Genomic DNA, 10963 nt, shown 5'->3' on the forward strand with positions numbered 1-10963 from the left:
TCCGGGTAAACATGGGTCATGGCCCGACGTTCACGACAGCGCGAGATCGACGAGGCCGACGTCGAGGTCGGCGCCCCGCAGGACCACGCGGCAGGGCCGACGGCGGTGGCCGTGAGCATGAAGCGGGCGATCGGCCACATGGGGGTCAAGCGCACCGCCCAGACCCTGCTGCGGCTCAACCAGGCCGACGGGTTCGACTGTCAGGGCTGCGCCTGGCCGGACCCGAGCCCGGACCACCGGCACACGGCCGAGTTCTGCGAGAACGGCGCCAAGGCGGTCGCCGACGAGGCGACCCGCGACCTGATCGGACGCGAGTTCTTCGCGCAGCACCCGGTGGCCGAGCTGGCCGAGCACACCGACTACTGGCTCAACCAGCAGGGCCGGATCACCGAGCCGATGGTGCTGCGCGCCGGCGGCACCCACTACGAGCCGATCACCTGGGGCGACGCGTTCGCGACGATCGGTCGACACCTCACCGCGATCGAGCCCGACCAGGCTGTCTTCTACACCTCGGGCAAGACCTCCAACGAGGCCGCGTTCCTCTATCAGCTCTTCGCCCGCGCCTACGGCACCAACAACCTCCCGGACTGCTCCAACATGTGCCACGAGTCGACCTCGGTGGGTCTCGCCGAGGTCATCGGCATCGGCAAGGGGTCGGTCTCGCTCGAGGACGTCCATCGGGCCGAGCTGATCGTGATCCTGGGCCAGAACCCCGGCACCAACCACCCGCGGATGCTCTCCGCGCTCGAGGAGGCCAAGGGCAACGGCGCCAGGATCGTGGCCGTGAACCCGCTCAAGGAGGCGGGCCTGGTCCGGTTCAAGAACCCCCAGAACGTGCGCGGCGTCGTCGGCCACGGCACCGGCCTCGCCGACCGCTACCTGCAGATCCGCAGCAACGGCGACCTCGCCCTCCTGCAGGCGCTCGGGGCCCTGCTGATCGAGCGCGGCGCGGTCGACCGCGACTTCGTCCAGCGCCACACCACCGGCTTCGAGGAGTACGCCGCCGCGCTGGCCGAGCTCGACTGGGACAAGGTGCTCCGCTCGACGGGCCTGACCCGCGCCGAGATCGAGGACACCGCCGACCTGCTGGCCGCGTCCGAGCGGACCGTCTTCTGCTGGGCGATGGGCATCACCCAGCACCACAACGCCGTCGCCACCGTGAAGGAGATCGCCAACCTGGCCTTCCTCCAGGGCAACATCGGCAAGCCCGGCGCCGGCCTCTGCCCGGTCCGCGGCCACTCCAACGTGCAGGGCGACCGCACCATGGGCATCTGGGAGCGCCCGCCGGGTCACTTCCTCGACAGCCTCCAGCGCGAGCTGGGCTTCGACCCCCCGCGCGAGCACGGGTACGACGCCGTCGCCGCGATCCGGGCGCTGCGCGACGGTGACGCGAAGGTCTTCATCGGCATGGGCGGCAACTTCGTCTCGGCCGCACCGGACACCTCCGTCACCGAGGAGGCGATGCGCGCGGCCGACCTGACCGTGCACGTCTCCACCAAGCTCAACCGCTCCCACGTCGTCCACGGCCGCGAGGCGCTGATCCTGCCCGCCCTCGGGCGCAGCGAGCGCGACCTCACCGGCGGCCGCGTGCAGCGGGTCAGCGTCGAGGACTCGATGTCGGCGGTGCACACCTCGCACGGCCCGCTGAAGCCGGCGTCGCCGTACCTCCGCTCCGAGGTCGACATCGTCTGCTCGATCGCCGAGGCCACCCTCGGGCAGGGCCACCACCTGCCGTGGGCGGCGTACCGCGCCGACTACGCCGAGGTACGACGCACGATCGCCAAGGTCGTCCCCGGCTGCGCGTCGTACGACGAGAAGGCCTCGCAGCCCGGCGGTTTCGTGCTGCCCCACCCGCCGCGCGACACCCGGACCTTCCCGACCAAGGTGGACAAGGCGATCTTCACCGTGAGCCCCGTCGAGGTGCTGGAGGTGCCGCCCGGCAAGCTGGTGCTGCAGACGATCCGCTCGCACGACCAGTTCAACACCACGATCTACGGGCTCTCCGACCGCTACCGCGGCATCGAGAACGGCCGCCGCGTCATCTTCCTGCACCCCGACGACATCACCGCGCTGGGCTTCGCCGAGGGCGACCTGGTCGACATCATCAGCGAGTGGGAGGACGGCTCGGTCCGTCAGGTGCCGACGTTCCGGGTGGTGTCCTACGACCAGCCCCGCGGCTGCGCGGCGGCGTACTACCCCGAGACCAACCCGCTGATCGCCCTCGACCACACCGCCGAGGGCAGCAACCAGCCGGCGTACAAGTCGATCATCGTCCGCCTCACCCCCTCCGACGGCGGCACGACCGGGGTCGTCTCGACCCTGGCCAGCACCTACACCCGCGGCGACGAGACCAAGCGGACCGTCGAGCCCGACCAGCTGTCCTGATCCGTCTCGGTGGTGGTCGCGGGGCCAGCGAGAGTTTCATCGGCTAGCCGACGAACCTCACGCCGGGACGACGAAGGTTCATCGTCCCGGCGTGAGTTTCATCGGCTAGCCGATGAACCTTTGCGGCCCACCCAGCCACGACCGACGCGACTCCTCGCGACCCGGTGCGAGAATCACCCCATGCTGGAGCTGCGACCCAACTGCGAGTGCTGCGACAAGGACCTGCCGCCGGACGCGCCCGACGCGGTGATCTGCACCTTCGAGTGCACCTGGTGCCGCGACTGCGCCGAGAACGTGCTGCTCGGGGTGTGTCCGAACTGCCAGGGCGGCTTCACACCCCGGCCGATCCGCCCGGCGGCCGCGCTCGAGCGCCACCCCGCCTCGACGGTCCGCGTGCTCGCCCAGGACTGCGCGGCGCGCGCATGACCAACCCCGAGCGCGACCCCGACGTCCTGACCTGCGCGGCGCACGTGGTGCCCGGCGTCGAGATCATGACGCCGCGCGACGTCCCCCTGGGCGGTCCCCGCGCCATGGGCGTACGACGCACCCTGCCCCAGCGCGGTCGCTCGCTGATCGGCGCCTGGTGCTTCCTCGACCACTACGGCCCCGACGACGTCGCCGACACCGGCGGGATGAAGGTCGCCCCGCACCCGCACACCGGGCTGCAGACGGTCAGCTGGCTGTTCACCGGCGAGATCGAGCACCGCGACAGCGCCGGTCACCACGCGATGGTCCGGCCGGGCGAGGTCAACCTGATGACCGCCGGGCACGGCATCAGCCACTCCGAGGTGTCGCCGCCCACCACGACGACCCTGCACGGCGCCCAGCTCTGGGTCGCCCTCCCCGAGGCCGCCCGCGACACCGCGCCGACCTTCGCCCACCACGCGCCCGCGCCGATCACCCGCGACGGCCTCGAGGCCCGGGTGTTCCTCGGCTCGCTGCTCGGCGAGACCTCGCCGGTCGCGACGTTCACCCCGCTGCTCGGCGCCGAGCTGCTGCTCGACCCCGGCGCCGCGCTGGTCCTCGACGTCGACCCGTCGTACGAGCACGGCGTCCTGGTCGACGCCGGGACGGTCACCGCGGCCGGCGCCGACGTGGACAAGGACGAGCTCGCCTACGTCCCGCCCGGCTCCGCCACCCTCGCGCTGCGGGCCGGCGCCGACCCGGTCCGGCTGCTGCTCCTCGGCGGCCCGCCGTTCGGCGAGGCCATCGTGATGTGGTGGAACTTCGTCGGCCGCAGCCACGACGAGGTGGTCGCCTTCCGGGAGGAGTGGCAGGCCCAGATCACCCCCGACGGGCTGGTCGACGGCCGGTTCGGCATCCCCGTCGACGACCCGCTCCCGCCGATCCCGGCCCCGGCGCTGCCCAACGCGAGGCTGCGCGAGCGCCGCTAGCGACGCGCGTACTCGTTCACCACGACCCCCGAGCGGTACGGCGTGCTGCGCACCAGCCGGTAGTCCGGCGCGACCACCGGATCGCGGAACAGCGGCGTCCCGCCGCCGAGCACGACCGGGTTGACCTTCAGCACCAGCCGGTCGATCTCGCCCGCGAGGCGCCCCGCGAGGGCCCCGCCCCCGCACAGCCAGATGCCGGTGCCGGGCTCGCTCTTGAGTCGTCGTACGACGGCGACCGGGTCCTCGTCGGTGACGGTGATCGAGTCCGGTGCGTCCGCCGCGGTGCGGGTGCGCGAGAAGACGAACTGGCGGGTGTGGGGGTACGGGTCCCGGGTGTGCTCGAAGCCGGCGGCGTAGGTCCGCCACCCCATCAGCGTGGTGTCGAAGCGCTCACCGGTCGCCACCAGGCCCAGGGCCCGCAGGCCGACGTCGGGCAGGGTGTCGACGTAGTCGCGGAGGATCATCTCGATGTGGTCGCCCTCGAGCGGGAAGCGGCTCACGTCCCCGCCCGGGCCGTCGATGAAGCCGTCGAGGGAGACGGCGACGTAGTAGGTGAGCTCGCGCACGGCAGGTCCTTTCCACGACAGATGTAGTGGTGCGGAGAGTAGAACACCTGTAGTGGTTGCGTCTACTCTGGGCGGATGGCGCGCAACAGCTCCCGGCGGACCGAGCTGGCCGATGCCGCGATCACCGTGCTCGCCGCCGAGGGGGCGCGCGGTCTGACCCACCGCGCGGTCGACCGGCGGGCCGGCGTGCCGGCGGGCACGACCTCCAACTACTTCCGCTCGCGGGCGGCGCTGCTCGAAGGGCTGGTCGGACGCATCGGCGAGCGGCTGGCGCCCGAGCCCGAGGTGCTGGCCTCCCTGGCCGCGGACCCGCCGGACCGGGCGTCGTACCTGCGCCACGTCCGCGACATCGCCCGGCGGCTGCTGCGGGACCGGGACGTGACTCTGGCCTGGTTCGAGCTGCGGCTGGAGGCGGCCCGGCGACCGGAGGTGGGTGCGCTCATGGAGCGGGTGCTGGTGGCCGGCTTCGCCGGGGACGTCGCCTACAACGAGGCCGCCGGCCTGCCGGGCGGGGCTCGCGAGATCGCGTTGTTCCACTACGCGATGGACGGGCTGGTGCTCGACCGCCTGACCGTCTCGATCGACCCCGCGACCGACGTGGACGACGTGGTCGCGACCCTGGTCGACCGGCTGCTGCCCTGACCGGCCGCCGCGGACTGTCGGCGGCGTACGTCAGGATGCCCCCATGGGACCCGTGACCGGCGAGGACGGCATCGCCCGCTGCCCGTGGGGCAGCGGACCCGGGGTGATGCGCGACTACCACGACACCGAGTGGGGCAACCGCGTCCACGGGGAGTCGGCCTACCTGGAGCGGCTCACCCTGGAGGCGTTCCAGTCGGGGCTGTCGTGGTCGACGATCCTCAACAAGCGCGAGAACTTCCGCGCCGCGTTCGCCGGTTTCGACGCCGAGGTCGTGGCGGCCTACGACGACGCCGACCGCGCGCGGCTGATGGCCGATGCCGGCATCGTCCGCAACCGGCTGAAGGTCGACGCCGCGATCACCAACGCCGCGGCCACCGTGGCGCTGCGCGAGCGGGAGGGCCTCGAGGCCTTCGTGCTCTCCTTCGCGCCCGACGAGCCGCCGGCCTGGGCCGACACCGCCGAGATGGCGACCACCTCGCCCGAGTCGAAGGCCCTGTCGAAAGCCCTGAAGAAGGTCGGCTTCGCCTTCGTCGGCCCGACCACGATGTACGCGCTGATGGAGGCGATCGGGGTCTTCGACCCGCACCTCGTCGGCTGCCACCGGCGGGGTGCCAGCGGGACTCAGCCCAGCTGAGCCGCCTCCGCGGCGAGCGCGCTGACCCGGTCCCAGTCGCCCGCGGCCAGCACCGACGCCGGGGTGATCCACGAGCCGCCCACGCAGCCCACGTTCGCCAACGAGAGGTACGACGGCGCGGACGCGGCCGTGATCCCGCCGGTCGGGCAGAACCGCGCGGCCGGGACGACGGAGGCGAGCGAGCCCAGGTACGCCGCTCCGCCCGAGGCCTCGGCCGGGAAGAACTTCAGCTCGGTGCAGCCGGCCTCCAGCGCGGCCAGCGCCTCGGAGACGGTCGCGGTGCCGGGCAGGAACGGCAGCCCGGTGTCGCGCATCCCGGCCAGCACGGCCGGGGTCGCGCCGGGGGAGACCAGGAACTGCGCACCGGCCTCGGCCGCCGCGGCGGCGAGCGCGGGGGAGGTGACGGTGCCGGCCCCGACGGTGATGTCCGGGACCTCGGAGGCGATGGCCCGGATCGCGTCGAGCGCGACCGGCGTGCGCAGGGTGAGCTCGATGACCGGCAGGCCGCCGGCCACCAGGGCGCGCGCGACCGGGACGGCGTGCGCGAGGTCGCTCACGACCACCACCGGCACGACCGGGGCGAGGGTGAGGAGCGAGGACTCAGACGGGCTGGACAACGGGGGCCTCCTGGAAGGGCGTGGGCACGCCGGGGAAGATACTGGCACCCGCGTCGGCCGGGCCCACGCTCGCCCGGAACATCGCGAACAGCTCGCGCCCGGTCCCGGCCCACTCGTCGCCGAGCGGCGCGCGGCCGGTGGACTCGCGGAGCGCGAGGTCGGACTCCGAGACGTCGATCGACAGCAGGCCGCCGTCGGCGTCGACGGTGATCAGGTCGCCCTCGCGCACCCGCGCCAGCGGGCCGCCGAGCGCGGCCTCGGGGGTGACGTGGATGGCGGCCGGCACCTTGCCCGACGCCCCGGACATCCGGCCGTCGGTCACGATCGCCACCCGCTGCCCGCGGTCCTGGAGGACGCCGAGGGCGGGCGTGAGCTTGTGCAGCTCGGGCATGCCGTTGGCCGCCGGGCCCTGGTAGCGCACCACCGCGACCAGGTCGCGGCCGTCGAGCTCGCCCGCGCCGAACGCGGTGAGGAAGTCGTCCTGGTGGTCGAAGACCATCGCCGGCGCGGTGACCAGCCGGTGCTCCGGCTTCACCGCCGAGGTCTTGATGACCGCCCGGCCGAGCGGTCCGGAGAGCACCCGGACGCCGCCGTCGGGCGCGAACGGGTCGGACGCCGGCCGCAGGACGTCGAGGTCGGCGCTGACCTTGGCGCCCTCCTCCCAGCTGACGGACTCGCCGGAGAGCTTGGCCTCGGCGGTGTGCCGCCACAGGCCACGACCCGAGACGGTGAGCACGTCCTCGTGGAGCAGTCCGTGGCGCAGCAGCGTCTGGACCAGGAACGGCACCCCGCCGGCGGCGTGGAAGTGGTTCACGTCGGCCGACCCGTTCGGGTAGACCCGGGTCAGCGACGGCACCACGGCCGACAGGTCGGACAGGTCGTCCCAGGTCAGCTCGATGCCGGCGGCCTTGGCGATGGCCACCAGGTGCAGGGTGTGGTTGGTCGAGCCGCCGCTGGCCAGCAGCGCGATGCACGCGTTGACGACGGCCTTCTCGTCGACGACCTCGCCGATCGGGGTGTACTCGCCGCCCTGCCGGGTGATCTCGACCGCGCGGGTCGCGGCCGCCCGCGTGAGGGCGTCGCGCAGCGGGTTGTCGGGGTTCACGAAGGACGAGCCGGGCAGGTGCAGCCCCAGCACCTCCATGATCAGCTGGTTGGAGTTGGCCGTGCCGTAGAACGTGCACGTCCCGCGCGAGTGGTACGACGCCGACTCGGCCTCGAGGAGCTCCTCGCGGGTGGCCTTGCCCTCGGCGTACAGCTGGCGGATGCGCGCCTTCTCGCCGTTCGGCAGCCCGGAGGCCATCGGGCCGGCGGGCACGAACACGGTCGGCAGGTGGCCGAAGGAGAGCGCCCCGATCAGCAGGCCGGGGACGATCTTGTCGCAGACGCCGAGCATCAGCGCGCCGTCGAACATGTCGTGCGAGAGCGCGATCGCCGTCGACATCGCGATCACGTCGCGCGAGAACAGCGACAGCTGCATGCCGTCGCGGCCCTGGGTGACGCCGTCGCACATGGCCGGCACGCCGCCGGCGACCTGGGCGATGCCGCCCGCCTTCACGACCGCCTTCTTCAGCGCCCGCGGGTAGGTCTCGAACGGCTGGTGCGCCGAGAGCATGTCGTTGTAGCTGGTGACGATGGCCAGGTTGGGCTTCACCGACCCGATCAGCGCCCGCTTCTCGGCGGGCTCGGAGGCGGCGAAGCCGTGGGCCAGGTTGGCGCAGGCCAGCCGCCCGCGGGCGGGGCCGCGCTCGGAGGCGGCGCGGATCCGCGCGAGGTACGCCGTACGCGTCGGCTCGCTGCGAGCGACGAGCCGGGCGGTGACGGCGGCGATCTCCGGGTGGAGGGGAGTGGTCACGAGTCGAGCTCCTGCCAGGTACGGCCGTCGCGCTCCAGGAGCGCCGCGGCGGCGGTGGGGCCGGCGGTTCCGGCGGGGTAGCCCAGGGGCTGCTCGGGCGTCGAGGCCCAGCGGTGCAGGACCGGCTCGGCCCAGGCCCAGGCGGCCTCGACCTCGTCGCGCCGCATGAAGAGGGTCGGGTTGCCCTTCATCACGTCCATCAGCAGCCGCTCGTAGGCGTCGGGCAGGCGCTGGTCGAACGCCGTCGCGTAGGCGAGGTCCAGGGAGACGGGCCGGAGGCGGTAGCCCCCGGGACCCGGCTCCTTGGCGGTGAGGTGCAGGCGCATGCCCTCGTCGGGCTGGACCAGGATGTGCAGCCGGTTCGGCGTGGTGACGCCCTCGGCCTGCGGGAACATCGAGTGCGGCGGCCGCTTGAAGACCACCACGATCTCGGACGCCCGCCGGTCCATCCTCTTGCCGGTGCGCAGGTAGAACGGCACCCCGGCCCAACGCCAGTTCTGCACCTCGGTCTTCAGGGCGACGAAGGTCTCCGTGCGCGAGCCCGCGCCGACCTCGTCGTCGTACGACGCCACGGCCTCGCCGTCGACCTGACCGGCGTCGTAGCGGCCGCGGACGGTGTCGCGGTCGATGACCTCCGGCGTCATCGGCTTCAGCGCCTGGAGGACCTTCAGCTTCTCGTCGCGCACGGTCTCGCGGTCGACGTACGTCGGAGGCTCCATCGCGACCAGGCAGAGCAGCTGCAGCAGGTGGTTCTGCACCATGTCGCGCAGCGCGCCGGCCTGGTCGTAGTAGCCGCCGCGGGAGCCGACGCCCAGCGACTCGGCCACGGTGATCTGCACGTGGTCGACCCAGCTGGAGTTCCACAGCGGCTCGAGGAAGGTGTTGGCGAAGCGCGTGACCAGGAGGTTCTGGACGCTCTCCTTGCCGAGGTAGTGGTCGATCCGGAAGATCTGCCGCTCCTCGAAGACCCGCCCGACCGACTCGTTGACCGCGCGGGCGGACTCCAGGTCGTGGCCGATCGGCTTCTCCATGACGACGCGGGCGTGCTCGTCGACGGCGCCGATCTCGTCCAGCCGCTCGCAGACCTGCCCGAACATCCGCGGTGCGACGGCCAGGTAGTAGACGCGGACCGTCTCGTCGTACGACGGCCGGTCCTTCAGCAGCCCGTGGAAGAGGTGCCAGCCGTCGGGGTCGGAGAAGTCCAGCGTGACGTGGTGCAGCCGCGCGAGCAGCCGCTCCAGCACGTCCTCGCGCAGCACCCCGGGGGCGAGGTGCTCGGCGAGCGCAGCCCGGACCTGCAGGCGGTACGCCGCGTCGTCGAGGTCGCTGTGCGACACGGCGATGATCCGGGTGTCGGGGGGCAGCTGGCCCTCGTGGTCGCGCATGTAGAGCGCCGGCAGCAGCTTGCGGAGCGCCAGGTCGCCCGTGCCTCCGAAGACGGTGAAGTCACAGGTCTCGGGCATCTCCATGCCTCCACGGTACGGAGACTTAGGTACGCCGCGCAACCGAAGTTAGGACTTTCTCAGATCGAAGGGTCCCGGACTTGGGTTCCGGCGTGATTCAATCCCGGCCATGAACGCGCCGCTGGACCCGACGACCGGGAGTCTCGTGCTGCCCGGCTCGTCGGCCGCGGACCTGTTGCAGCTGGTCCGGACCGGTCAGGCCACCACCCGCGCCGAGCTGCGCCGGCTGACCGGGCTCTCGCGGACCGCGATCGTCACCCGCGTCTCGGCCCTGGTGGACTCGGGCCTGCTCCAGCTCGGGGAGGAGCTGCCGTCCACCGGCGGTCGTCCCCCCGGGGCGCTGGTCTTCAACCAGGACGCCGCCGTGGTCGTCGCGGCCGCGATCGGCCGCTCCCGCAGCCAGCTCGGGATCTTCGACCTGGACGGCCGCGAGCTGGTGGGGGACACCCGCGACCACGAGGTCGGGATCGGTCCCGACGAGCTGATGCCCGCGGTCGTCGAGCGGCTCGGCAAGCTGCTGGTCGGGATCGAGCCTCCGGTCGCCGGCATCGGGATGAGCCTGCCGGGCTCGGTCGACCCGGTCCGGGGCGCGAGCGTCGACTCGCCGATCATGGGTCGCTGGGAGGGCATCGAGCTGGCGCCGTACCTCGCCGACGTCTGTCCCGCGCCGCTGCTGGTCGCCAACGACACCGAGGCGCTGGCCCGCTCCGAGCTGTTCCCGAGCTCGTCGGTCCGCGACCTGCTGGTGGTCAAGGCCTCCACCGGGCTGGGGATGAGCACGGTGTCCGGCGGCCGGATCGTCACCGGCCGGGTCGGCACCACCGGCGAGATCGGGCACACCCGGGTGCCGGACGCCGACGGGCTGGTCTGCCGCTGCGGGGCGACCGGCTGCCTGGAGACCCTCGCGGGCGGCTGGGCCCTCGCCCAGCGACTCACCGCCTCGGGCCGGCCGGCCACCCACGTCCGCGACCTGGTCGCCCTCGCGCTGGAGGGTGACGCGGTCGCCCGCGGCCTGATGCGCGACGCCGGCCGCCACGTCGGCGAGGTCCTCGCCGTCGCGGTCAACCTGCTCAACCCCCAGGCCATCGTCATCGGCGGCGACCTGGCCTCCGCCTTCGACCTCTTCGTCGCCGGCATCCGCGAGAGCGTCTACGCCCTGGCCACCGCGACCGCCGTCCGCGACCTGCAGTTCCTCCCCGCCGCCCACGGCGACTCCGCCGGCCTGGTCGGCTGCGCCGCCCTGGCCATCGAGCACTCCCTCCGTCCCGCCGCCGTCGAGGCCCGCATCAACCCCTGACCCACCCACCCCCGGGCCTCCCGCCGAGTCAGCACAAGTGGTGGGGGGGGGCGCCCGCCCCAAGTGTTGGTCGCGCCCCCCCCACTCGAGACGCTCGGGGGGGGGGGGGC

10 protein-coding genes are annotated in these 10963 nt (G+C 73.0%); 6 read left to right on the plus strand and 4 right to left on the minus strand.

Going from position 1 to position 10963, the window contains the following annotated elements; translation table 11 throughout:
* The first annotated feature begins 18 nt into the window (after positions 1 to 18).
* The 3 genes from V7S47_RS19060 to V7S47_RS19070 all read left to right on the plus strand — a co-directional run bounded on the left by V7S47_RS19060 (position 19) and on the right by V7S47_RS19070 (position 3779).
* Positions 19 to 2385, plus strand: a complete 2367-nt coding sequence (locus V7S47_RS19060; RefSeq protein WP_336563061.1) for an FdhF/YdeP family oxidoreductase — start codon at positions 19 to 21, stop codon at positions 2383 to 2385.
* A gap of 180 nt (positions 2386 to 2565) precedes the next feature.
* Entirely contained in the window at positions 2566 to 2811 is a 246-nt protein-coding gene (locus V7S47_RS19065; RefSeq protein ID WP_336563062.1) for a DUF1272 domain-containing protein, read from the plus strand.
* Positions 2808 to 3779, plus strand: coding sequence for a pirin family protein (locus V7S47_RS19070; RefSeq protein WP_336563063.1), 972 nt, complete (start codon positions 2808 to 2810; stop codon positions 3777 to 3779). Before V7S47_RS19065 ends, V7S47_RS19070 begins: the two co-directional genes overlap by 4 nt.
* Here the strand turns inward: V7S47_RS19070 and V7S47_RS19075 are convergent.
* Positions 3776 to 4345, minus strand: coding sequence for a dihydrofolate reductase family protein (locus tag V7S47_RS19075; protein WP_336563064.1), 570 nt, complete (start codon positions 4343 to 4345; stop codon positions 3776 to 3778). The genes V7S47_RS19070 and V7S47_RS19075 overlap by 4 nt on opposite strands.
* A 75-nt stretch (positions 4346 to 4420) precedes the next feature.
* Between V7S47_RS19075 and V7S47_RS19080 the strand changes: the two genes are divergently transcribed.
* Positions 4421 to 4987: a TetR/AcrR family transcriptional regulator gene (locus V7S47_RS19080; protein ID WP_336563065.1), complete on the plus strand. Its 567-nt coding sequence runs from the start codon at positions 4421 to 4423 to the stop codon at positions 4985 to 4987.
* Between the two features lie 43 nt (positions 4988 to 5030).
* The gene (locus tag V7S47_RS19085) at positions 5031 to 5621 is read left to right on the plus strand and encodes a DNA-3-methyladenine glycosylase I (RefSeq protein WP_336563066.1); all 591 of its coding nucleotides are present in this window, start codon (positions 5031 to 5033) and stop codon (positions 5619 to 5621) included.
* On the opposite strand, the gene eda is transcribed toward V7S47_RS19085, so the two are convergent.
* From eda to zwf, 3 genes are read right to left on the minus strand one after another with little or no spacing between them, the layout of a single operon-like run.
* Positions 5609 to 6238 carry a bifunctional 4-hydroxy-2-oxoglutarate aldolase/2-dehydro-3-deoxy-phosphogluconate aldolase gene (gene eda, locus V7S47_RS19090; protein ID WP_336563067.1) on the minus strand — a complete coding sequence of 210 codons (630 nt, stop codon included), beginning with the start codon at positions 6236 to 6238 and terminating at the stop codon, positions 5609 to 5611. The two genes, V7S47_RS19085 and eda, sit on opposite strands and share 13 nt — an antisense overlap.
* Positions 6222 to 8093: a phosphogluconate dehydratase gene (gene edd / locus V7S47_RS19095; protein ID WP_336563068.1), complete on the minus strand. Its 1872-nt coding sequence runs from the start codon at positions 8091 to 8093 to the stop codon at positions 6222 to 6224. The genes eda and edd overlap by 17 nt, the downstream gene beginning before the upstream one ends.
* Positions 8090 to 9562, minus strand: a complete 1473-nt coding sequence (gene zwf / locus V7S47_RS19100; RefSeq protein ID WP_336563069.1) for a glucose-6-phosphate dehydrogenase — start codon at positions 9560 to 9562, stop codon at positions 8090 to 8092. The genes edd and zwf overlap by 4 nt, the downstream gene beginning before the upstream one ends.
* Positions 9563 to 9665: 103 nt before the next feature.
* Here zwf and V7S47_RS19105 point away from each other — a divergent pair, with 103 nt between their 5' ends.
* Positions 9666 to 10853: an ROK family transcriptional regulator gene (locus V7S47_RS19105; protein ID WP_090857186.1), complete on the plus strand. Its 1188-nt coding sequence runs from the start codon at positions 9666 to 9668 to the stop codon at positions 10851 to 10853.
* Positions 10854 to 10963 lie beyond the last annotated feature (110 nt).

The organism is Nocardioides sp. CCNWLW216, assembly GCF_037120545.1.
Classification (GTDB): domain Bacteria; phylum Actinomycetota; class Actinomycetes; order Propionibacteriales; family Nocardioidaceae; genus Nocardioides; species Nocardioides lianchengensis.

Bases quoted from the DNA above. Each gene is read 5' to 3' on its own strand.
- V7S47_RS19060 (WP_336563061.1), top strand. From the start codon at position 19: ATGGCCCGACGTTCACGACAGCGCGAGATCGACGAGGCCGACGTCGAG.
- V7S47_RS19065 (WP_336563062.1), top strand. From the start codon at position 2,566: ATGCTGGAGCTGCGACCCAACTGCGAGTGCTGCGACAAGGACCTGCCG.
- V7S47_RS19070 (WP_336563063.1), top strand. From the start codon at position 2,808: ATGACCAACCCCGAGCGCGACCCCGACGTCCTGACCTGCGCGGCGCAC.
- V7S47_RS19080 (WP_336563065.1), top strand. From the start codon at position 4,421: ATGGCGCGCAACAGCTCCCGGCGGACCGAGCTGGCCGATGCCGCGATC.
- V7S47_RS19085 (WP_336563066.1), top strand. From the start codon at position 5,031: ATGGGACCCGTGACCGGCGAGGACGGCATCGCCCGCTGCCCGTGGGGC.
- zwf (WP_336563069.1), bottom strand. From the start codon at position 9,562: ATGGAGATGCCCGAGACCTGTGACTTCACCGTCTTCGGAGGCACGGGC.
- V7S47_RS19105 (WP_090857186.1), top strand. From the start codon at position 9,666: ATGAACGCGCCGCTGGACCCGACGACCGGGAGTCTCGTGCTGCCCGGC.